Origin of the sequence: Clostridium sardiniense (assembly GCF_050584765.1) — a bacterium.
Taxonomy (GTDB): Bacteria; Bacillota; Clostridia; order Clostridiales; family Clostridiaceae; genus Clostridium; species Clostridium sardiniense_A.
The window spans coordinates 846,197-869,893 of sequence record NZ_JBNOOR010000001.1 but is presented as its reverse complement, the minus strand read 5'-3'; the positions used below and the strand labels follow the sequence as shown (position 1 = coordinate 869,893).

Sequence of the window (23,697 nt, the reverse complement as noted above, 5' to 3'; positions counted from 1 at the left end):
TCTATAAATAAATTTACCAAGTATCTTTCAATAAATTTATCTATATTTTCATTTATAATAGCGTTTAAATCTAATCTATTTTAAATGCTATTACTACCTTAAATAAATCTCCATCTAAACTTATATTAAAAGTTCCACCCTGAAGTTCAACAAAGCTTTTTGCTATTGCAAGTCCAAGACCAGATCCTTCAGTATTACGTGATTTATCACCTCGAACGAATCTCTCCACTATCTCATCTTCTCTAAAATCCAATTCATTCTCTGATATATTTCTTAAGGTTATTTGTACTTTATCTTTCCTTTTTATAACATCAATATATGCTCTTGAATTTTTCATAGAATACTTAGTTATATTAAGTATAAGATTTTCAAAAACTCTAAAGGTTCTTTGACTATCTAAAGGTAAAATTATCTTTTCTTCTGAATGATTAAACTTAAACTTTATAGTTGATTCCCTTATTTTATCATTAAGTTCTATCATAGTTTGCTTTATTAAAGATATTATATCGACTTCTATTATATTTAAATTTATATTACCACTAGATGCCTTGCTCATCTCAAATAAATCTTCAATTAAAGCTTTAAGTCTTTGAGATTTTTTATCTAATGTTTCTATATATTGTTTTTTCTTCTCTTCATCTTTTTCACTTTTTAATAAATCTACATACGATATTATTGATGTTAATGGAGTCTTTAGATCGTGAGATACATTAGATATAAGTTCTGTTTTCATATTCTGACTTTTAACTTCTTCATCTACAGCTTTCTTAAACCCACCTTGTATCTTTTGAAGTTCATCTTTTAATTCATTAAACATACCTAAGTCTTCATTAACCTTAAAGTCCAAATTTCCATTTGCCATTTCATTTGTTTGTTTAAGTAACTTTTTATAATTTGAGGATATCTTCTTTTCAGATATTTTCAATATTATAAATAATATTATTGAGTAAATCACTAATATTATTAAAAAATCATCCCCTCCCAAAAAACCACTGTACCACATTCTCTCTATTGAACCTATAATAATTAAATTTATCAATACCACAATAAGTATCTTTTTATTATTTTTCCCACCTAATTTTACATTTTGTAATCTTCTTATTATATTGAAAACTAAAACATTTTGCTTAAAATATCTTTTTAACCCTTCTTTAAATATATATTTAATATATATTACTTCATAAAATATATAAGTAAAGCATATAAACCAATAGAATATATTTGCAATATACACAAAAACATTTTTAATTCCATTAGGTACTGAAAGATATGAAGAAAAAACAAATGTATTTTCTATAGTTTTAAGCATAATGGCACTTGGTGCTTGTATTATTAAAAACAAAATAAATACAGTGAGTAATATATTTATTTCAAAGGGTAGCTTTTTAAATATCTTAAACCCAATAATTTTCTTTAATACTTTATATGGAATAAATATTGCAAGTAATATAATTATACCTAATGGTACATTTATATATATAAACGATTCAGAATTTATTGCTTCCTCTATAGAAGTATTCTTATAATAAGCATAAGCACCTGTAGGCACTGCAAAAGCTAATGTAGCATCTTTTATAGGATCTAAGTAATTACTTGGAACCTTACTCTTTTCTGATGCCAATTTAATATTTCTTTTAAAATTCTCCTCAGTATCTCCCCATATATCTGTTATTGTTAAATCGCCATTCTTATCAAAATCCATAATTACATAAAAATCAAAATTAACCTTTCCAAACCTGCCATCTTCATTAAAATATAATAAATCTAATATTGCAACATTTCCAGTACTACTAGTAAAATCATTTTCTTTATTTTTTGTATACGTTGCTAGCATATCGTCATGCAAGTAGCTCTCCCATTCTGGAAATAGATTATTATTAAATTCCTCTATAAAGTTTGCATAGTACTTATATTTATCTTTAACTAAAACATCATATTTAACTTCGTCTACTTCATCTGTATTTTCATCTACTTTATTTCCTAATGTCCAAAAATAACTAGAATACATTGATCCATATATCTTTTCATAAAATTTTTCATTTCTATTGAAGTTATCAAAATTGGATCTATATTCTTCATTTATTTTAGGATACATCATGCATAATCCTATAGAAATTATCATTATAAGACTTAAAAGTATTGCACTTATCTTCTTTTTATCATTAAACTTTTCTAACTTATTATTAAATTTTTTCAAATTTATACCCAACTCCCCATACCACCTTTAAATATTTTGGATTCTTAGGATCTATCTCTATCTTTTCTCTTATATTTCTTATATGAACCATAACTGTATCAGTATTTACAGCTTGTTCATTCCAAACCCTTTCATATATCTCCTCTGAAGAGAACACCCTTCCTGAACTCTTCATAAGTAAATGTAATATTTTAAATTCTATTGGCGTTGTCTTTATTAATTCCCCATCTAAAGTAAGCTCTTTACTATCTACATCAAGCTCTAATCCACCAATAATAACTTTATTTTCTTTTTCTTTTGTCTCTTCCACAACATTTAAATACTTTGCATATCTTCTAAGCTGTGAATTAACCCTAGCTAAAAGCTCTAAAGAATTAAAAGGTTTAGATACATAATCATCTGCTCCTATATTAAGTCCAAGTATCTTGTCCATTTCTTCTGATTTTGCAGATAACATTATAACTGGAAAGTCATACTTTTCTCTAAGCTTCATAGTAAATGCTATACCATCCATAATAGGCATCATTATATCAACTATTGCTAAATGAATATTTTCTTTTTCAATTACTTTCAAGCCTTCAGATCCATTATAACCCTTGAAAACTTTGTATCCTTGATTAACTAGATATATCTCTATAGCATCAGCTATCTCCCTTTCATCTTCAACTACTAAAACATTATATGATTTCATCTCTTAAATACCCCTTTTCTCATCCCTTTACGTCCCCATTATATAACATATTAGTAAATAAGTATTTATATTTTTAGTATATATTGTAATATTTTATATATTATTGTATTCAACTCCCTTCAATTAATATATTTATATTTTAGAATACAATCTTAAAGATAATTTCATAATAAATCTAAAGACTTTCTAAAGACTTTTTTAAAGAATAAAAAAGAGATAAAACCAAATACAAAATGTATTATTTCTTACCTCTTTTAAAATACAATATTTAAAGATTATCTAATACTTAAAGTAACTTTTAAATAATCATCTTCTTCAAATTCTCTTATGAACCCTTCATTTTCAAAAATCTTTATTGATATTTCATTGTCATTACTAATAAATGCACTGACCTTTTTAATATCATCTCTATTTTCTTTAATGAAATTTACTATGTAGTGTATTAAAGCTTTTCCGTATCCCCTTCCTCTTTCATCTCTATCAACACTATAACTAATTATAGCTTCATCGCCATTTTCTGATACTTCAAAGGATACTTGACCTAGTGGAACTAAATCTTCTTCTATAACAAATAAATTATCTAATTTGCTATCAAACCATGAATTAAATTCTTCTAAATCCATTTCTTTTTTATAACGTGAAAATTTTATTACATCTTCATCATTAATCCATTTAAATAATATATCAAAATCTTCTAGATGTCCTCTTCTTATCATTTTAAAACTCCCATTTCTAATTTAATTTTTCTATATATAAGTATACACAATAATTATCATAAAAAAAATATATTTAACCTATTTAGATATAGTCAGTATAATTTAATTACATGGAGGTGTTACTATGATAAATATTGATAGCTTTATTAGAACAACTATAAATACATTAAAGAAAATCAATGTGAATGATTCTATAGATGTTAGACCTTTTAAAAAGGATAGAAAAGTTGTAATTATAAAAAACGAACATTCATTTGATGTAATTGAAGATGGTTTTTTTCAATGTGAGTATAGAGATCTAAAACTTGATAAACTAAAGAAACTCTTAAAAACTCTAAAGAAACGTGAATTTCCAAGAAGCAATAAATTATGGTTTAATATTATACCCTCTGATTAAGGAGATGAATAAATGAAGGAAAATATAATTATTGAAGACAATAATATCTTAAAGAAATTCTTCAAAGCAAATAAAAAATATGAAGAATTAATTATAAATAATATACTTTATAGACTTCCAGATATAATAAAAAGCAGTCCTTACAAAATTAAAGCAGTTCAAAACTACATATATAATGGTAAAACTATCTATGAATATAAAATCCCACTAGATAACGCTATCAACTGTAGAGTTGCTTACACAAATTATAACAATAAAATAAAAGTATTTTTTATATCAAATACTATTATTAAACGTGAGTTTGTAAAATTATTATCTAATATGTCTGGTGTTTCAAAATCTTAATTTAATAAAAGAACATAGCATTTAAATGCTATGTTCTTTATTTTTAGTAGTTATATTTTATTTTTACTTTCTTAAGAAAGTAACTCCAAGTGCTGATGCTATTATTCCGAAAATGCTCATAGCACCTGTATTCATACCTGTATCTGGTAAATTACCTGAACCACCACCTGATATTCCTGGTGTTGTTGGATTACTTGGTTTTCCTGAATTTCCACCATTTCCTGGTTTATTAGGTTTTTCTGGCTTATCAGGTTTTTCTGGTTTTTCAGGTTTTGTATTATCAATTTCCAGTTTGCTTTGTGCATCTTCTATAGCTTTAATGGCATCATCTATTTCCTCTTGAGTAGCTTTTTTATCTTTTAAAACTTTCTTAGCATCCTTTAATGCATCTTTAAATGCCTTAAAACTCTCTTTAGTATAATCTTTTTCATTTAACTTTTCTGCAGCATTTATTGCATTTTCTAAAGCTGTTCTATCTACTCCATCTATCTCTGGAGTTTCCTCTCTATCTTCTAACTTACTTATTGCATCTTCTATAGCTTTAGTTGCATTATTTACTTCTTCTTGAGTTGCATCTTCTTTGTTATCTATAATTTTAGCTGCATCTACTGCATCCTTTAAGGCTTTATAGCTTTCAGCTGTATAGTCATCTTTATTTAAGCTTTCAGCCTTAGCTATAGTATCATTTAATTGATCTTTATTAACCTCTGGCTTTTCAGCTTCCTCTTGTCCAATTTTAATAGATAAATTAGTATCTATATTATTAGATAAATTAGTTACTTTTCCAGTAGTAGTTACTATGTCTAAACCATCTTGGGATTTAATCACTATATTTTTACTTCCAGCTGATATATCTGAAGGTATTATTCCCCTATATACTACTGACTTACCATCTTTATATTCTTTCATATTTAATTGTACTTCTCTATCTCCAATTAATATCTTAATATCTCTATTTCCAAATAAACTTATTGTTTGATTAAAGTTAACCATTATATTAATTTCTTCGCCAGGTAAATAACTCAAATCATTATCTAAAATTTCTGTACTTACTATTTCAGCCGCCTTAGCACTCTCTATTAGATCTGTCTTTATATAATCTAAGCTCATCTTTCTATATGACATTTCAGCACTACCTGTTCCTTCATATAATAGCCCAACATCACCATTTTGAAGTTCTGTTAAACATGAGTATGCAAAATATCCCGGAATAATACTTTGATTATATTTCCAATCAAATTCATATTTTTTCTCACCATTTTCATAGGTTCCAATTTCATTAATTACACCTATTCTAACTGTTCCATTCCTTCTATTAGGATAAACTTCGTCTGGATTTGCAAAAATAACAGCAGGCTTTCCATCAACTGTTTTACTATAATTTATTACGCTTAATTGACAATATGGTTCTCTTAGATTTCTATCCTCTGTAACATCTTCATGCCATGTTTCGCCACCATCAAAGCTTGTGGCAATTCTAACATAATCTCCTGTATTTCTCATAAATAATTTCAATTGTCCATCTGGCATTTCAACCACTTGACACTCTGTTAATTCATTTCCTGATTTTATAGTATCAGAATTCGCTGAATGATCACTTCTTGAATCATTTGGAGACTCTCCAATATTCCATGTATCACCATTATCATCACTATATATCACAGCACTTGATTGGAATCCATTTGGATTAGTATAGTATACAGGGAATACTATTCTTCCTTTCTTCTCTCCACTTTTTATTTGAATTCCTCTTCCTGGTCCAGTACCTAGGAATTTCATCCAATCCTTCTTAACTTGTCCTGATATAAGTTCTGGCTCACTCCAAGTCTTACCGTCATCAGTGCTCTCAACTAATGCAAGATATGCTGTACCATAAGCTTTTAATTTAGATGTTGGAAGGAAGGTGTTTCCTATAGCCTCAGCTTTTCCATCTTCATATAAATAATTATTTGCATCTACTCTATAAGCAGTTTCTATACCATTTGAATCAAATACTCTTCCGCCTGGTTTTATATAATATTTATTGCCTTGGCCAACTTGTCCTTTTGTACCCTCTCCATCAAATAAAAGCATACAATTCTCTCCTTGGAATTCTTCAAAACCAGTTCCTTGTCTTGACTGCCTGAAGCCATATCCTTCAGGGAATGCTGTTATAAATAAAAATATTTTGCCATCATCTGTTTCAAGTAATGAAGAGTCTATTACTGATGCATTACCTGGATAGTCTATTATTTTTTGTCCATCTATCCAAGTTTCTCCTCCATCTTCACTTCTCTTAATTGCTGCATCTATATTATTTGGTGAATCTCCACCATGATTTATTCTAGCATCTATTCCCGCAATCATCGTTCCTTTGTTAGTCGTAATTAAAGATGGAATTCTAAATGCTTTTGACCCTAAATCATTTGGTTTAAATACATCAACTGGATCACTTATATAAGCGCCTTCTGGTAAAGGTAACTTATCAATTTTCGTCTCCTCAGTCTTTTTTATTAAATAGTCATCTGCTAATGCTACATCATATATATCTATAAAATCTATATCTCCAGTAAAGTTATATTCATTTCCATTTAATCTATCTGTCTTTCCTACATCAACACTATTTATTCCTTCAATATCAAATATAAATTTTAAATCTTCCCTTTTATCAAACTTAACTCTTTTTCCATTTAGATAAAGTGAATATCCTAGTCCTTCTTCTGCTTTAAATGCTAAAGTATTTATTCCTTTATTTAGAGTTACATCAATATTCCCTCTAACATTGAACGAATTTGTACCTTCATTTCTTATTTCATACCCTATACCTCCATTTTGTACATATAAATGGAAGTGATTATTATTCTTTTTATTATTACTAGCACTAAAAATTGTCTGTATTCTATCTCCTTTTACATCAAACTTTGCAATTATTGTCCCTTGTTTTAGAGAATTTATTTTATTTAAATCAGAATTAAAGTTTCCATTAGCTCCATTTTCTATCCTTAAATTATTATATTCCGATACCTTTTTAGCCATTCCAGTAGTCTCATATACATTAACCTCAGCAAGGCTTGCAAATCCTCCAACACCTTCAAGTACTTTTATTGTTATATTATCTGTTTCTATTGGATTTTCAAATCTAATTACATTAGTTAAAATATCTGTTCTTAATGTCCCACTATGAACAACTTCATTATTTGAAATTATTTCATACCTTTTTATTTTTCCATTATCCTCTGAAAGTCTAGAATCTAATTTTATTGATGATACTACTCTCTCTTTCCCTAAATCTAATGTAAGACTTTGAGGTAATTCATCACTTCCATCCCATTTTGTATGCCACATAGTTTCCAACTTACCATCTATGGCACTTGTAGCAGGATCAGCGCTCTGCTCTGATGTGGCTGTAGCTTTTATCTCACTTTGTTCTATTACATTTTCAATAACAGGTCTCTTTTGATCATTATTTGAACTCGCCTTAGCCAAAATAACTTGAACTCCACTATTGCTTAATATTATTGTAGTAAGCATTAAAGCTACTATTTTTTTTCTATTCATAAGACCTCCTCATAAATTAAAATTTTATATAAAAGGACATAGCTTAATTAAACTATGTCCTTTTAATACTTAGTTATATTTTATTTTTTCTTTCTTAAGAAAGTAACTCCAAGTGCTGATGCTATTATTCCAAAAATACTCATAGCACCTGTATTCATACCTGTATCTGGTAAATTACCTGAACCACCACCTGATATTCCTGGTGTTGTTGGATTACTTGGTTTTCCTGAATTTCCCCCATTTCCAGAGTTTCCACCATTTCCTGGTTTATTAGGTTTTTCTGGCTTCTCAGGTTTTTCTGGTTTTTCAGGTTTTGTATTATCAACTTTTAGATTACTTTGTGCATCATTTAAAGCTTTAAGTGCAGCATCTATCTCTTCTTGAGTAGCTTTCTCATTCTTTAACACTTTCTTAGCATTCTTTAATGCATCTTTAAATACCTTAAAACTGTCTTTAGTATAGTCTTTTTGATTTAACTTTTCTGCAGCCTTTATTGCACTTTCTAAAGCTGTTCTATCTACTCCATCTACGTCTGGAGTTTCTTCTTTATCTTCTAACTTACTTATTGCATCTTCTATAGCTTTAGTTGCATTATCTACTTCTTCTTGAGTTGCATCTTCTTTACTAGCTATATTTTTAGCTGCATCTAGTGCATCCTTTAAGACTTTATAACTTTCAGCTGTATAATCATCTTTATTTAGTCCTTCTGCTTTAGCTATAGCCTCATTTAATTGATCTTTATTAACCTCTGGCTTTTCAGCCTCCCCTTCTCCAACTCTAATATTAACTTTATTAGATGTAACAGTTACACCATCTAATGTAACCTTAACTTCGACAGTTGCGTTACCATCCTTTAATCCTTTCATTTTTCCATCTTCAATTGAAAGTACACTATCATCTGAAACAATATACTCTACCTTAACGCCATCTTTAGATAAATCAACGCTAGCTCCATTGCTCATAAGGGCATTAACATTAAAGTCAACTGCTAAGTCAACAGGAATTTGATTTAAGCTAGTATTTAAGTTAACATTTGCAAGTTTAGCATTTTCATCTTCCTTAACTTCCTTAACATATATATTATCTAATATAAGCTCCTTATATCCTTCACCCTTATCAATTGAAATATAATAGTCATCTTTATCTCCTGTAGTGAATGTCTTCTTAATTTCCTTAGCATTAGTATCCTTACCTTCTTCAACTCCTGTTGCTTCAAGTGGAATGTTAACTAAGCTATCTCCACCAGATTTTGATTTTATATTTACTGAATATCCTGGTGCTGCATTTGCAAGTGAATATAAGAATCCTAATTCATAAGTTTTATTTGGCTCTAACTTAAATGTTGATGAATCAGTAACAAGCATTTGTCCTTGCTCTCCTGACTGTTGATTGCTCTTTAATGAGAATCTTCCATCAAGAACCCAAGTCATCTTTTGTCTTCCATATAAATCTTTTTCTGCTAAGTGCGTTCTATTAGAAGTTCCTCTGCCTGGTGCTAAGAAGAATGGAGTTATACCTTCATCTACATTTTCAAAATCTTCATAGAATGCATAACCATCCCTATTTGTATGACCTGGATGATCCCATATTCTAAAGTCATCTACTATAACTTCACCTGATCCCTCTTTTGCATCTAAATAAATTTCAGCTCCAGTAGCTCCATCAGGTACAGTAAATTCAACTTCCATTCTTTGGAATGCATCATCAATCCACTTAACACCTTCCCCTTGTCTCTTTAATCCACTCTTATTAATTACATTAGTAACTTTAACATCACCTGAGTTAACACCTAATGTAACTTCTCTATTTCCATCATTTTTAACCCATGCAGAAATAGAATAAGTTTTTCCTGGCTCTAATCCTTCAATGTTTTGAGATACCTTTCCATCATTATCAACTATAGAAACAACATCATTACCCTTTCTTGTTTCACGTGTTTCATTTACAAATTTGATATGATCTGTATTTCCACTCTTTGATTCTTTTTTCCAATTGTTCCATGTTTGTGAATCAAAACCTGGATCTTTTATTTGAGCACCTTCACCCCATGAATCAATTCTTTCCTCTTTAACCTCACCCTTAGTTACAATATATGGTGTATCCTTTTTAACATCTAAATTTACTTTTCCATTTACAACATTAACTGTTTTAACCTTAGTTCTTCCTAAATCAGTTAATTCATATAGTTCAACTGTTCCAAGATTAGACCAGCTTTCTGGAAGTTGCCATTCTGATGTTGTTCCAAGTGGATTCCAGTGATATATCTTTTCATCTTCTTCAACTGGATTCCATGGTAAGAATAGTTGTGTTTTACCTATTCCAGTTTTTCCTATTGAATTTTCTGGAGTTGTTGCAACTAATCTATCATTCTTATAGTAATTTATATTAGCTCCTTCTCTAACAGCTCTTAATCCTTCATTGAACTTAACCTCATCTTTTGTCATAGACATTATTTCAAAATGTTGCATATACTTAGTTGGTAATACTTGATTATAGAATACTTCTGTGCCGTACTCACCTTCAATTGTATGCTTAGTTCCCCATCCTCCTGATAGAAGATGCTTATTACCTTTTAATAATGGATCTGATAAGAATCCATCTTTAGTATCATTTTTTATAAATCTTAGTATTTGACTTGTACCACCTTCATTAGGATAAGCTGGGTCTGCTCCCCAATGAGTCCATGTTACATGTTCTTCAAGTGGACTATGGAATTCTGTTGCAACTTGATAATCTAAGCTGTTTAACTTTTCTCCAAGTTGATGTGCATTCCATCCATTACCTGTATAAACATCAACGTATACCCATCCTAAGTTTGGAGCATCTTCTTTAAGCATATCTAATCTTCTGAAAAGTTCACCATTTACAACATCTGCTCTTTGGTCAACATAATATGCTTGATCAAGCCAGCCCCATCCTGCAGCATTTTCATTCACACTACCATTTTGAGGATATTGGAATGCATCTTTTTGATATTCAGTAGCATTTACGTGAACACCAATTTTTGCATTATATTTCTTACCTTCATTTATTAAAGTATTAAGATCATCAACTCCACCTTGTCTAATACCTATATGTCCGCCGTAATCTGGAATCGAATCATCATGACCTTCTGCTTGGTATCCTTTATGAAGTACCATTTGTCCAAATCCATCAGTATAATTAGATATTTTCTTAACAGTATCTAATGATCTTAAGAATGGATTTTGAGTATATGCAATATTAAATGCTACATATGAAAGATTGTTTTTAATATCTTCTCCACCCATTGGAACCTTCATATTTCTTCTATACTCTATTGCAGCATCTTGCCAAGTTACTTTCTTATCATCATTATTGTCCTTTGTTATTATAACTTCTGACCATAATTTATCTTCGTGATTAAAGAATTCAGTTTCTGAATCTAGAACTTCTCTATACGTCCAAGTTCCTGTTCCCATTCCTGTGCTCTTATAACCATTTCTATTTTGAGTTGTAAGAGTTATTCTATTTGAATATTCTATTACATTATTATCCATAGTTATAGCAAAATTATCATCATTTATAAATGCATAAGTTTTGCCCTTAACTGATGGATCCATTTCTTCTACAGTTTTTATTTCATCTTTAATGTCATGCCAAGCTCCTGAAGATAAAGTTGCAGCTATTGCTCCACCTTCATTACTCTTAACAGTTGCAAAGCTATGATTTGGGAAATTCACTTTTTGAACTTTAAAGTCTCCGCCTTCTTTTATATCTGTTATTTCCATTCTAAGCTTATTTCCATCTACAGACATCTTAACTGTCAATGTAACATCTACTTCTTTTATTTTCATAGTATATGTTGCTACATTATCTTTTACTGTACACTTAACCTCTGGTGTATATTTAGTATTGTTAAGCTCAACTTTATTATATCTCTCTTCTTGTCCTAATAATGTTGATTGATCATCTTTCCACTCATATCCTATTACTCTTGGGAAAGTATTATCTAAATTAACTTTCATTTTATCTGATTCAATACTCTTAACTTCAACATCAGGTAACTCACCTTCAGTTTCTTGAACTATTTCTTCAACTTTAACATTATCTAAAGTAATATTTTTGTTTCCAAACCATCCTGATAAACCTATTTTACCAGCACTTTGTGGTAGACTTCCTGCTATTGTATTTCCTAGAAGAACATCATCTATCCATAATGAAATATTATTATCTTCAACTTTAAGTTTCATTCTATACTTCTTATTCTTTTCAAGCTTAATTGAACCTGGGAATGATCCATAGCTTTCTGTTCCGCCATTCATAGCTTTCCAAACCCATGATCCAGCATCATAACAAACTGCACCCCAGTTATCTTTATCATTAACTCTAAATGCAAGTCCAATTCTTCCTGAATCGCTATCTACTGTAAAATCTGTTTCATAAGTAAAGTTCTTAACATTTGGAGAAGACATATCAGCTGATACTGATACACCATTCATCGGAACTTTTACAGCTCCATTTTCAACAGATGCTTTTCCACTTCCTTTTAATATTTGCCAGTCCCCACTTGTTGCTTCTGTTTCAAAATCTGTACTATAAACATGCTTTTCTCTAACTGTAATATTAGCCTTTGCTTTTGGTGCATTTTCTGCTGCTCCCTTTATTTTTCCTTCTACTACAAATTCACCAACCTGTGCATATTTTGAAGCATCAACATAATCCCATATTACAACCTCTTGACCAGTTGATCCATCTCCATAAGTTACATCAACTTTATATGGTAGTTCTGGCTTTGCTTTAACTAAAGTATCTATATTTAATTCTTTAACTTCAGTAATATCATCCTTTTGAGCCTCATCTAATGAATTAATTTTTAGGTAATCAACCTTTACATTCTTTTGATCGTACCATGTTCTAAATCCAAATTGACCTGGATCAGTTGGGAAGTTTCCTAATGATACATTTTCAGCAAATATTTTTTCTCCATTTACAACTAAAGTTACATGATTTCTTTTAACTGTAACCTTCATTGTAGTCCAGTCACCTGCTTTAAGTTCTGGTCCTTTTATATCATCCTTCCACGCTGTTGGCGTTTCAATAAGCCACTTTCCTGGTGATTCATTTCCACCATTATAACCAATAAAGCCATAGTTATCTGCTGAGTTTCCTCTAAATACTAGTCCAAATCTACCTGCTTTATCACTTGCATTATCAGGATTTAATTGAAATCTAACTTCTGCTTCAAAATCTGTAAGACTTGGACTTTGCTCTTCTACAAATACAAGATTATTTCCATTTGCCCTCCTAATTTCTAAAGCTCCATTAACTCCATTCTCTTTATCAGCGAAATCAAAATTTTCTTTAATTTCGCCATCACCTACTAGCCTTTTCCAAGAGTTACTGTCATGGTTGCTATACTCTTGATCATATGCAAGTTTGTCTGAAGCTTCCTTATTGCCCTTATTCTCAGCTTTATTAACTTCTATAACGTTTACACTCTTATTCCCATCTGCCAATGCAGATATAGGAATCTGTCCCATTATAACAGCTCCAGCAATGATAAGTGCAATATTTTTGTTCATTGTTGCCCTTTTTTTCATTAAATTTCCCCCCCATAGATTCTTTATTATTAATATAAATTAGTTAACAATAAAAACTTTAAATCCCCATCTTAATAATTATGAACATAACTAAGCTGCACTAAATAAACCATATATATCATGTTGTCGAATTTTCAACTAAACTATAATTACTATTTAATTTATCTCTAAGTATCATCGAAGATTATTGTAATTGTTTTCCATTTTCTTGTCAATCCTTATAATATAGCCATTTTCAATGTAGTTTTCCTTCATTTCCATACTTAGATTACCCAAAATTATTGCACAAAATATTTTATATAATTTCTTCTTTATATATATTAAAAGACTAAGTATACTTTTCAAAGTATTGATACTTCATATCATTTCTATGATTAGATTAGTTTTAGAATAAAAAACTCTTATTTAATATTTTTACTTTATCTCCATGTATTTCCTAGGTAATTTAATGAGATTCATTTAATTACACCTATTTTCTATATTTTATTATGTAAAAAAAATACATAAAGAGCACAAAATTATACATTAGATTTTTCTAATTATAATTAGAATTTTTTAATTTCAAAATAAAAAACCATAGATAGAAATCTATGATTTTTTAATATTCTATAATTTTATATGTATTCTATATATAAAACTATTATCTATTTATAAAGTTTTTAACACTTTCTACAACCTTTTTAGCTTCTTCTAACAGTTCTTCCATTGAAGAATGAATATAAATTCCATTCCCACAAGCAAATACTCCATTTTTTGAAGTCATATATTGCTCATTAACTGCTGCTCCTGATGTTGATGAATTTAATTTTATTCCACTTCTCATTGCTACTATTCCATCTGATACCATCGGTCTTGCTATTATTAAAGTATCACATTTTAAAAGAAGCTCTTCACCATTTTTAGTTATTCTAATCATCTCAACTCTATCTTTACCAATAATATCTTGTAATTGATATCCTAAGTAAAGATTCTTTGTAAGTCCAAGAACTTCATCACTTATTTTATCGCAAACTGCACCTTTTACATTTACATTTTTTTCTTTTAACTTTGTATAAATTTTCTTTATATTATCTACTCCGTACAATACTACATCTTTTCCAGGAATAACTCCATCTATTCCTAGAATTTTTTCAGCCATACCAACTGTCATTATTCCAGAACATCTATCTCCAGTAACTTTCATATTATCTCTACTTTGTTCTTTTCCGCCATTAGCTAATATTATAGCTTTTCCTTTAACTTTTTCTATGCCACGCTCTTTGCTTGTACATACTACTTCTCTGTCATAATCAATTTTTAAAACCATTGTATTTAAGTATGTATCTATTTTAAATCCATTAAATTCGTTTAATTTCTTTTCTCTATAGTCTCTACCTGTAAAATAACTTCTTTCACTTAAGTTATAATCTCCTCCAATTAAAGCACCACCTAATACGTCATCCTTCTCTATAAGTAATACCTTGTCTATACCCGCAGCTTTAGCAAATATTGCACAGTTAAGTCCTGATGCTCCTCCACCTATTATGATTAAATCATAAACTTTCATATTATTTTACGCCTCCTTGTAGCCTATCATATTTGAACCTTTTTTATTTTTCATAACTTCACTTATGTCTATATTCAGTTCTCTTGCTATTATCTTTGATATGGGAATTAAGCATCCAACACCTTGACAGCCACCCATTGTTGCTCTTGTTCTTCTCTTAACTGCATCTACACTTCTAGCTCCAAGTGGTCTATTTATTGAATCTATTATTTCTCCTTCTGTTATAAGCTCACACTTACATACTATTTTTCCATAATTACAATCTCTTTTTATTAATTCATTTTTTTCTGTTATTCCTAATTTATCAAACTTAATTATTCCTCTTCTTGTACTTATAAAATTATCTTTTGGAATTAAATTAAAGCTATCTTTAATTAGCTCCTTAACATACACTCCAATTGCAGGAGCTGCTGTAAGTCCTGGTGAATCTATTCCTATAACATTTATAAAATTTTTAGCACACTTAACTTCTTCTATTATAAAATCACTTTTAAGACATGGTCTTACCCCAACAAATGTTGTTATGCTTCTATTTAAAGGTAATTCTGATACAGATCTTTTAGCTTTGTCAATTACTTCACCTAAGCCTTCTTTAGTTGTCTTAATATCTCTTTTATCTCCTTTATGTGCATTGGGCCCAATCATTAAATTACCATCTATAGTCGGTGTAACTAAAACACCTTTACTTATCTTATCCGGTACTTGGAATAATGTTTTCTTAACTAATCTACCAGCAATTTTATCAAATAAAACATACTCTCCCTTTACTCCCTTTATTTTATATTGATGATCATTTATCATATTATTTATTATGTCACCATTAATACCTGCTGCGTTGATAACGCACTTACTTTCTAAGCATTCTCCATTACTTAATGAAACCTTATATCCATCACATATTTTTTCTATATTAATAACTTCAGTATTAAATTTAAATTCAACACCATTAATATTTGCATTTTCAGCTAATGCTATAACCATTTCATAAGGACTAACAATTCCAGAAGTTTTTGCATATAATGCTCCTAAAACTTTTTCAGAAACATTATTTTCTAAGCTTAAAACCTCTTCTCTTCTTAAAATTTCTAAACCTTTAACTCCAAGCATCTCTCCATTAAGCTTAAGTTCTTTAATCTTAACCATGTCATCCTCTGAAAATGCTAATATTAATGCTCCATTTCTTTTAAATGGAAAATCTAAATCTTTCGATAACTCATCAAACATTTCATTTCCTAAAATATTTAATTTACCCTTTAATGTTCCTAATTTCTCATTATATCCAGCATGTACAATACCACTATTAGCTTTTGATACCCCACTTGCAACATCATCATACTTTTCAACTAAAACTGTATTTAATTTATACTTTGATAGTTCTCTAGCAATTGAGGTACCAATAACTCCGCCTCCAATAATAATTATATCTTTCATATTACATCCTCCTTAATATCCCTACAACACGAATTTCTTTATAGCTTTAGCGACTCCATCATTTATATTTGTATCTGTAATATAGTCTGAAGCAAATTTAACTTTTTCTATAGCATTTCCCATAGCTACTCCAATACCTGCATATTCTATCATTGAAAAATCATTTTCACTGTCTCCAATACACATAACTTCTTCTCTACTTATATTAAAGTATTCTGCTAATCTTTTTACTGCATCTCCCTTTGTACTTCCTTTTTGCATGATTTCAAAATTATCATTCCAAGATGCTACAATTTCCATATTACTATTTAAAGATTCAAGTTCTTTTCTCGCTTTAATCAAATTCTCCTTATTTTTCTTCTCTACACAAACTCCCTTTAGAATTTGTCCATCAAATTTTTTTAAGGCAACATAGATATCCTTAAACATTTCTATTCGTATTTTTTTATCATCTGGTAATTTTTTATTTAGAACATTGTAAACATGATTCACAGGAAGCTCATCATCTGATACAATGCCAAAATTAGTTGTTAGGTAAGCCATTAGACCATATTTCTTAGTCACACTGTAGAATTTCTTTAACTCTTCTATATTTAATGGATTATTATAAATTACTTCTCCATTACTTCCACCAATAAAAGCCCCATTTGATGATATTATAGGTGTATTTAAACCTATTTCTTTTGAATACATTTTTGCGCAATCATATACTCTTCCAGTAGTTATTGCTACATATATTCCCCTATTTATTACCTCCTTTATAGCCTCCTTATTATTATTTGACACTGTTTGTTGATCTTTTAATAAAGTCCCATCCATATCAATGCAAATTAGTTTTATACTCATAATAATTCCTTCTCTCATATGTGTTAATCTTAATTATAGATTACATTTAAAGAATCAATAAGTAAAATACTATTTTTATATGATAATAATAAGTATTTAGCTATATATATATTAATACAATATATCTCACCAACTATATTATATATACCACAAAAAAAAAGCCACTAGTTTCAGTGACTTTTTAAAAATTGTTAATGCAAAAGACTTATCATTAACATAAAAGACTCATTGTTAATATTTGATAAATAAACGTTAATATAAAAGACTGTTTGTTAATATTCAATAAATACTCCCATAACAATTAATTTTATCCATTGCTTTCATTAGGTCTATTTCATATATTTTTTTACCATCATTTTCAGATACTATTTCTAAGTTATCTCTTATAACAAAATAGAAACATACTCCTAATTTTCTTTTTATTATTAGTTTTAAGTCACCCTCGATCTTAGAATAATCTCTTTTCACAGCTAATGTGATATCTCTTATTTCCTCAATACTTAATAAATCTGACTCTATTAATTCTTTAAAAATAGATAGAGAAAATAATCTATTATCATTATATACATCTTCTTTTCCCATAAACTCTTCAAATTTATCTAAAATAACAGATGAAACAATGTTATGCTCTATTATATAACTTCTTAATAGTGATACTTTTTTACTATTACCTGAAAATTTATATGCTAACTCATCTAAAGATACATCATCTTTAAGCTCTATTATTTTATTTATTCTATCAATGACTTTTTCTTTAGGAAAGAATGTCTCCTGTCCTGTAGAAACGCTCTTTTTTATAAACCATTCCTCTGGTATTAAATTTTTTCTCTTCCATCTGTACAATTGACCATAGGATATCTTTGTCTCCATTAATAAATCTTTCTTAGAAATTAACTCTTCATGCATATTCTTTCACCTACTTCGCTATTCTCATCTACAGTTAGCTCTCCTAAATACTCAATTCTACCAATTCTGCACCCTTCACCTACTGTTATATTATTTCCTCTTAAAATCTTACATATTGTATTTTCTACAAATATGTTATCTCCCTCTATACAATCAGTCTCTACTCTTCCTCTTGAAAATGGATTAAAGAAAATAAAACTTAATTTTTTATCATCTCTCTTTTTTATTATTATATCTTCTCCACCGATTTCTTTTATAAATGAATCTCTATTAGTTATTATAGTTATTTTATCAGCTGACAATAAGCCCCTTACTTTTGCTCCACCATATCCTAAAAATTCTCTACCTTCGCAATTTCCTTCAACATCTATGATCCCTCTAATTTCTAGAGTATCGAAACTAACATCTCCTTTTACATAGCTGCCTCCATTTACTTTCATATTATTAGCTGAAATATTGCTTGAACATCCTAATGATCCATTAATTTTTATATCATTTGCTTTAATATTACCTTTACAATCTAGGCTACCATTTATCTTAAGCAATTCATTAATATTCATATTGCTTCTTGTATTAAAACTACCAGAAACCCTCATTTCATCTGATATTATATTGCATCTACTCTCCCCTGATCCTGATATCTTTATAATATTAGCCTTTACATCACCAGTTATACTTCCTGAACCTGATATCTTTATCTCATTATATTCTCCTGTAGGTATTGTTCCACTACCTGCAATTTTCATATTATTACTTTCATCCATCCCTATCACTCCTTAATTTATATAGTAGGATTTATAAAATAATTATATCTAATATATATTTCTAATTATTTTATAAATATTTTTTCTTTAACAGTACAGTTTCCCATAATATTTAATTCACCTGTATACTCTATCTTTTCTATTTTACATTCATCTCCAATTTCAATATTATGTCCACGAACAACCTTTGCTATAGTACCTTCTAAAGATACTCTATCCCCTTCTATAACATCTGAAATTAATTTGCCATTAAAAAAATTAAATGCTCCGCCTCTTTTTCTTACTCTTATTTCCTCTCCTCCAATCTCCTTTATTGTTGACCTTCTCCATAATTCCAGCTCAATAATATCCGCTGATAATAATCCATCAATATTTGTACAACCATTACCAACAAATTTTCTTCCCTCACATTCTCCACACATAGTTAACATTCCATTGCTTATTAAAGTATCAAAAGTAATATTTTTTGCTACTTTTAATGTTCCGTTTATTTCTATATTATTTGAATTTATTCCACCTTCACACTTTGCAGTTCCATTAATCTCTAATTTTTCAGATACATTTATATCATTAAAGCTCTTAAACATTCCTGATACATTTAAATATTCTGTCTCTATCTTTCCAGTTGATTTTGCCATACCTGAAACATCCACTCTATTTGATTTTATATCTCCTACAACACGTCCTCTTCCTGCTATAGTAACTTTATCGTATTCTCCAGCAGGTACACTACCTGTACCTGCTATATCCATATTACTAATCATATCTTATTCTCCTCTCTAATAGCATAACATTGTTACACTGAATTTCATAAAAATATTTGAATATATTTCTATTTATATGTCAATGTACATAACAATGTTGCATCAATTTATAAAAAAATATACTCAAACCCTAATTTATATTTCTTATTTAGAGTATAGCGTAACATTGTTACTTTGTAAATATAAGAATTTTAATTTATATATATTTTTTATTTAATTTCTCTTTTTATAAAAAAAGGCTCTACACTTTAATGTAGAACCTTTTTTTAATAATTATAAAGATTTTTCTATTTCATCTATCATTGCCTCTGTAGACATTAATCCACTACCACCTAAATACCAAACTTGAGTATTTAAGTAAATTATCTTACCATCTTTATAAGCCTTAGTATTCTTTGTTAAATCATTTTCTATAACATCCTTAGCAGGTTTTTGATTTCCTCCAGCAACTATACCTTTATCAATAACAAATAAGTATTCTGGGTTCTTTGAAACTAAATACTCATATGAAATATTTTGCCCATGACTTGATACTTCTATTTTATCATCAGCAGGCGTAAATCCAAAGTTATCATATATTATTCCAAATCTTGATCCTTTACCAAATACACTTATATTTCCTTCATTAACCATTGTTATTAAAGCAGTTTTATTATCAGCCTTTACTTTCTTACCGATTTCTTCTATTCTTTTATTTAAAGAATCCATCTTTTCTTTCATTTCGCCTTCTACACCATATATAGTACCTATAGCTTTTACATTTCTATCTAATGATCCAAAGTGATCACTACCTTCTGTTCCAAGCATAATAGTTGGTGCGATTTTATTTAATTCATCATAAAACTTCTCTTGTCTTCCCTCTATAATTATTAAATCCGGTTTTAATTCATTTATCTTTTCCATATCAAACTCTTTTAAAGTTCCAAGATCAGTATATTTATCATCTTTGTACTTACTTAAATAACTTGGTAAACCTGACTTTGATAATCCAACTGGTTCTTTACCTATTGAAGTCATAATATCTAATGAACCATAATCTAAAACAACAACCTTCTCAGGATTTTTAGGAACTTCTGTTTCACCTTTCCTATGCCTTACTGTAACCATTTCTTTCTTTCCTTCAGCATTTGCTTCATTTGATTTAAGTTTTGAAAAACCAAAGGCCCCTCCTAAAACTACAATTATTAATCCAACTATTATTCCTATTTTTTTATTCATTATTATTCCTCCATTCTAAAAATATACGCATATTCTTTGATTATTTATTTCTGTTACATTAAAGTCCATATCATAAATCTTACATAACTCACATTGTTTAATTACATCTTCTGATTTGCTATTTTTAGCTAGCTTGCCGTCTTTAAGTGCAACTATATTATCTGAATAGCATGATGCAAAATTGATGTCATGTAGTACAATAACTATTGTCTTACCTAAATCATTTACCATTTTTCTAAGTAATTTCATCATTTCTACAGAATGCTTCATATCTAGATTATTTAAAGGTTCATCAAGAAGTATATAATCAGTATTTTGAGCTATAATCATTGCTATATATGCTCTTTGCCTTTGACCTCCACTTAATTCATCTAGATATTTATCTGAAATATCAGTAAGTTTCATATATTCAATTGCATCATCAACTAACTTATTATCTTCTTTTTTAAGTTTTCCTTCACAATATGGAAATCTTCCAAAAGAAACAAGTTCCCTTATAGTTAATCTGATATTTATATTATTACTTTGTCTTAATATAGATATCTTTTTTGAAAGTTCTTTAGAGTCCCACTCTCTAATTTCCTTTCCTTCTATAAAAACTTCTCCCTCATCCATGTCCATAAGTCTAGATATCATTGATAAAACAGTACTTTTACCTGCTCCATTTGGTCCTATAAATGATGTTATTTTTCCTTTTTCTATGTTAAATGAAACGTCATCACAAACTCTTTTATCTCCGTAAACTTTAACTAAATTCTTTATTTCTATCATACCCTGCTCTCCTTTAATAAAAGATATATAAAGTAAATTCCTCCGATGAAATTAATAATAATTCCTATTGTAGTATTAAAAGTAAATATTCTTTCTACTAAGAATTGTCCACTTACTAGCGCTACAATGCTTATTAAAATACTTCCAATTAATAAAAGGCTATGTTTAAATGTATTAAGCATTTGATAAGTTAAATTTACAACTAATATACCAAGGAAGGTTATTGGTCCAACTAACGCTGTAGATAATGCAACTAATGCTGTTACTATTATTAATATCTTTTTAGTTAACTTATCATAGTCAATACCTAAGTTTATTGCTTGATCCCTTCCAAGTGACATAACATCTAATTTCTTTATTTCATCATAAAGAAATGCAAATATTATAAGTATTATCACAACCGCCATAAATAATATCTTTGTATTAATTGAACTAAATGATGCAAATAATCTACTTTGAAGTGCCTCATATTCATTAGGGTCTATAAGTACCTGCATAAAGGTTGACATACTTCTAAATAATCCTCCAAGGACAGTTCCTACCAATAAAAGAATCATTATATTTTGTTTTCCCTTTTTAAATAATAAATTAAAAAGTACAAATGAAAATCCAACCATTAGTACACCTGAAACTAAAAAGTTCAATGTATTATTTGTCATCATTATAGAGCTTGATCCAAAAATGAAGACAGCTATAGTTTGTACAAGTCCATACAGTGCATCTAGACCTATAATACTTGGTGTTATTATTCTATTATTTGTTATTGTTTGGAAAAGTATTGAAGAAACCGCTATTGAGCCACCTGCCACTATAATTCCTATAACCTTAGGTATTCTTTTGCTCAAATTATAATCAAAGTTTTGTCCATTTAGTCCCCAAAATAGATAAAGTGCTATAAATACTATTGATGCTAAAGCTAATATTATTAATTTTTTCTTATTACTTTTCATCATTTATTCCTCCTAAGTATTAAGTAAAGGAATATAACTCCACCAATTACTCCAACTGTAAGGTCAATTGGAACTTCATAAGGAAATATTACTATTCTGCTAATTACATCACAGGCTAATACGAATATTGCTCCAAGTGCCGCAACTATAGGCATATTTTTAGCTAAATTATCCCCTTGTACTAACGAAACAATATTAGGTACTATAAGTCCTACAAAAGGAATACTTCCTACTGTAATAACTACTAAAGCAGATATTAACGCTACTATAGCTAGTCCAATATTAGTTACCTTTTTGTAATTTAGACCAAGATTTGTAGACATTTCTTCCCCCATACCTACTAATGTAAATTTATGTACATATGTAAAAGCTAGTATAACCATAGGTATACTTAAAAATAATATTTCATAATTTCCTTTTATAATACTTGAGAAATTTCCTTGTAAGAATGAACCCATATTTTGAACTAAGTTAAACTTGAATGCGAAGAAATCAGTTATAGAACCTATAACATTACCAACCATTATTCCCACTAGTGGAATAAAGATAGTATTTTTAACTTTAACTTTTTTTAATATAGTCATAAATATGAATGTTCCAAGTAAAGAAAAGATAAATGCTAATACCATCTTTTGCATCATACTTGCTGATTGGAATACTATGATTGAAAATAATACTCCAAGTTTTGCTGAATCTATAGTAGCTGCTGTTGTTGGTGAGACAAATTTATTATTACTTATTTGTTGCATTATCACCCCACAAATGCTCATACCACATCCAGCTACTAAAATACTAATAAGTCTAGGCACTCTGCTTATTAGTAGAATATTTAATTCCTCTTTTCCCATACTAAATATATTTATATCGGCTACTCCAATAAATAATGAAACTAGCGACAGTATAAATATACCTATAATTAAATATACTTTTTTCATAAAATCACCTTTCTTATCGCAAATGATAATCTTTATCACTTAACATCTATATAATATAATAGGAATATTTTTCTGTCAACAGTTTGTTTATCTTTTATTAAAAAATAATTAATATTATATAC

At 28.9% G+C, this 23,697-nt stretch carries 17 protein-coding genes; 2 read left to right on the top strand and 15 right to left on the bottom strand.

Annotation, left to right across the window (positions count from 1 at the left end; translation table 11 throughout):
* Positions 1-70 precede the first annotated feature (70 nt).
* The 3 genes from ACQPUW_RS04170 to ACQPUW_RS04160 form a co-directional block, all read right to left on the bottom strand.
* Complete coding sequence (locus tag ACQPUW_RS04170; RefSeq protein ID WP_430836241.1) at positions 71-2,197, bottom strand: sensor histidine kinase; 2,127 nt, start codon at positions 2,195-2,197, stop codon at positions 71-73.
* The gene (locus ACQPUW_RS04165) at positions 2,184-2,888 is read right to left on the bottom strand and encodes a response regulator transcription factor (RefSeq protein WP_430836240.1); all 705 of its coding nucleotides are present in this window, start codon (positions 2,886-2,888) and stop codon (positions 2,184-2,186) included. The genes ACQPUW_RS04170 and ACQPUW_RS04165 overlap by 14 nt, the downstream gene beginning before the upstream one ends.
* A gap of 275 nt (positions 2,889-3,163) precedes the next feature.
* Complete coding sequence (locus ACQPUW_RS04160; RefSeq protein ID WP_430836239.1) at positions 3,164-3,604, bottom strand: GNAT family N-acetyltransferase; 441 nt, start codon at positions 3,602-3,604, stop codon at positions 3,164-3,166.
* Between the two features lie 124 nt (positions 3,605-3,728).
* Here ACQPUW_RS04160 and ACQPUW_RS04155 point away from each other — a divergent pair, with 124 nt between their 5' ends.
* Positions 3,729-4,001 carry a hypothetical protein gene (locus ACQPUW_RS04155; protein ID WP_430836238.1) on the top strand — a complete coding sequence of 91 codons (273 nt, stop codon included), beginning with the start codon at positions 3,729-3,731 and terminating at the stop codon, positions 3,999-4,001.
* 12 nt (positions 4,002-4,013) lie between these two features.
* Complete coding sequence (locus ACQPUW_RS04150; protein WP_430836237.1) at positions 4,014-4,346, top strand: hypothetical protein; 333 nt, start codon at positions 4,014-4,016, stop codon at positions 4,344-4,346.
* 63 nt (positions 4,347-4,409) lie between these two features.
* Here ACQPUW_RS04150 and ACQPUW_RS04145 read toward each other — a convergent pair whose 3' ends face one another.
* The 12 genes from ACQPUW_RS04145 to ACQPUW_RS04090 all read right to left on the bottom strand — a co-directional run bounded on the left by ACQPUW_RS04145 (position 4,410) and on the right by ACQPUW_RS04090 (position 23,575).
* Positions 4,410-7,883, bottom strand: coding sequence for a sialidase domain-containing protein (locus ACQPUW_RS04145; protein WP_430836236.1), 3,474 nt, complete (start codon positions 7,881-7,883; stop codon positions 4,410-4,412).
* Positions 7,884-7,963: 80 nt separating this feature from the next.
* The gene (locus ACQPUW_RS04140; RefSeq protein ID WP_430836235.1) at positions 7,964-13,444 is read right to left on the bottom strand and encodes an endo-alpha-N-acetylgalactosaminidase family protein; all 5,481 of its coding nucleotides are present in this window, start codon (positions 13,442-13,444) and stop codon (positions 7,964-7,966) included.
* Between the two features lie 640 nt (positions 13,445-14,084).
* Entirely contained in the window at positions 14,085-14,990 is a 906-nt protein-coding gene (locus ACQPUW_RS04135; protein WP_430836234.1) for an FAD-dependent oxidoreductase, read from the bottom strand.
* A gap of 6 nt (positions 14,991-14,996) precedes the next feature.
* Positions 14,997-16,421: an NAD(P)/FAD-dependent oxidoreductase gene (locus ACQPUW_RS04130; RefSeq protein WP_430836233.1), complete on the bottom strand. Its 1,425-nt coding sequence runs from the start codon at positions 16,419-16,421 to the stop codon at positions 14,997-14,999.
* A gap of 21 nt (positions 16,422-16,442) precedes the next feature.
* Complete coding sequence (locus tag ACQPUW_RS04125) at positions 16,443-17,267, bottom strand: Cof-type HAD-IIB family hydrolase (RefSeq protein ID WP_430836232.1); 825 nt, start codon at positions 17,265-17,267, stop codon at positions 16,443-16,445.
* 279 nt (positions 17,268-17,546) lie between these two features.
* Positions 17,547-18,173, bottom strand: coding sequence for a DUF4004 family protein (locus ACQPUW_RS04120; RefSeq protein WP_430836231.1), 627 nt, complete (start codon positions 18,171-18,173; stop codon positions 17,547-17,549).
* Positions 18,158-18,937 carry a polymer-forming cytoskeletal protein gene (locus ACQPUW_RS04115; RefSeq protein WP_430836230.1) on the bottom strand — a complete coding sequence of 260 codons (780 nt, stop codon included), beginning with the start codon at positions 18,935-18,937 and terminating at the stop codon, positions 18,158-18,160. The genes ACQPUW_RS04120 and ACQPUW_RS04115 overlap by 16 nt, the downstream gene beginning before the upstream one ends.
* A gap of 65 nt (positions 18,938-19,002) precedes the next feature.
* The gene (locus tag ACQPUW_RS04110) at positions 19,003-19,701 is read right to left on the bottom strand and encodes a polymer-forming cytoskeletal protein (protein ID WP_430836229.1); all 699 of its coding nucleotides are present in this window, start codon (positions 19,699-19,701) and stop codon (positions 19,003-19,005) included.
* Positions 19,702-19,974: 273 nt separating this feature from the next.
* Entirely contained in the window at positions 19,975-20,919 is a 945-nt protein-coding gene (locus tag ACQPUW_RS04105; protein WP_430836228.1) for a siderophore ABC transporter substrate-binding protein, read from the bottom strand.
* 15 nt (positions 20,920-20,934) lie between these two features.
* Entirely contained in the window at positions 20,935-21,690 is a 756-nt protein-coding gene (locus ACQPUW_RS04100) for an ABC transporter ATP-binding protein (RefSeq protein WP_430836227.1), read from the bottom strand.
* The gene (locus tag ACQPUW_RS04095) at positions 21,687-22,640 is read right to left on the bottom strand and encodes an iron chelate uptake ABC transporter family permease subunit (protein WP_430837273.1); all 954 of its coding nucleotides are present in this window, start codon (positions 22,638-22,640) and stop codon (positions 21,687-21,689) included. Before ACQPUW_RS04095 ends, ACQPUW_RS04100 begins: the two co-directional genes overlap by 4 nt.
* A complete protein-coding gene (locus tag ACQPUW_RS04090) occupies positions 22,640-23,575 on the bottom strand; it encodes an ABC transporter permease (protein ID WP_430836226.1) in 936 nt (311 codons plus the stop codon). Before ACQPUW_RS04090 ends, ACQPUW_RS04095 begins: the two co-directional genes overlap by 1 nt.
* Positions 23,576-23,697: the final 122 nt, after the last annotated feature.

Bases quoted from the DNA above. Each gene is read 5' to 3' on its own strand.
- ACQPUW_RS04165 (WP_430836240.1), bottom strand. From the start codon at position 2,888: ATGAAATCATATAATGTTTTAGTAGTTGAAGATGAAAGGGAGATAGCT.
- ACQPUW_RS04160 (WP_430836239.1), bottom strand. From the start codon at position 3,604: ATGATAAGAAGAGGACATCTAGAAGATTTTGATATATTATTTAAATGG.
- ACQPUW_RS04155 (WP_430836238.1), top strand. From the start codon at position 3,729: ATGATAAATATTGATAGCTTTATTAGAACAACTATAAATACATTAAAG.
- ACQPUW_RS04150 (WP_430836237.1), top strand. From the start codon at position 4,014: ATGAAGGAAAATATAATTATTGAAGACAATAATATCTTAAAGAAATTC.
- ACQPUW_RS04145 (WP_430836236.1), bottom strand. From the start codon at position 7,883: ATGAATAGAAAAAAAATAGTAGCTTTAATGCTTACTACAATAATATTA.
- ACQPUW_RS04140 (WP_430836235.1), bottom strand. From the start codon at position 13,444: ATGAAAAAAAGGGCAACAATGAACAAAAATATTGCACTTATCATTGCT.
- ACQPUW_RS04135 (WP_430836234.1), bottom strand. From the start codon at position 14,990: ATGAAAGTTTATGATTTAATCATAATAGGTGGAGGAGCATCAGGACTT.
- ACQPUW_RS04130 (WP_430836233.1), bottom strand. From the start codon at position 16,421: ATGAAAGATATAATTATTATTGGAGGCGGAGTTATTGGTACCTCAATT.
- ACQPUW_RS04125 (WP_430836232.1), bottom strand. From the start codon at position 17,267: ATGAGTATAAAACTAATTTGCATTGATATGGATGGGACTTTATTAAAA.
- ACQPUW_RS04120 (WP_430836231.1), bottom strand. From the start codon at position 18,173: ATGCATGAAGAGTTAATTTCTAAGAAAGATTTATTAATGGAGACAAAG.
- ACQPUW_RS04115 (WP_430836230.1), bottom strand. From the start codon at position 18,937: ATGGATGAAAGTAATAATATGAAAATTGCAGGTAGTGGAACAATACCT.
- ACQPUW_RS04110 (WP_430836229.1), bottom strand. From the start codon at position 19,701: ATGATTAGTAATATGGATATAGCAGGTACAGGTAGTGTACCTGCTGGA.
- ACQPUW_RS04105 (WP_430836228.1), bottom strand. From the start codon at position 20,919: ATGAATAAAAAAATAGGAATAATAGTTGGATTAATAATTGTAGTTTTA.
- ACQPUW_RS04100 (WP_430836227.1), bottom strand. From the start codon at position 21,690: ATGATAGAAATAAAGAATTTAGTTAAAGTTTACGGAGATAAAAGAGTT.
- ACQPUW_RS04095 (WP_430837273.1), bottom strand. From the start codon at position 22,640: ATGAAAAGTAATAAGAAAAAATTAATAATATTAGCTTTAGCATCAATA.
- ACQPUW_RS04090 (WP_430836226.1), bottom strand. From the start codon at position 23,575: ATGAAAAAAGTATATTTAATTATAGGTATATTTATACTGTCGCTAGTT.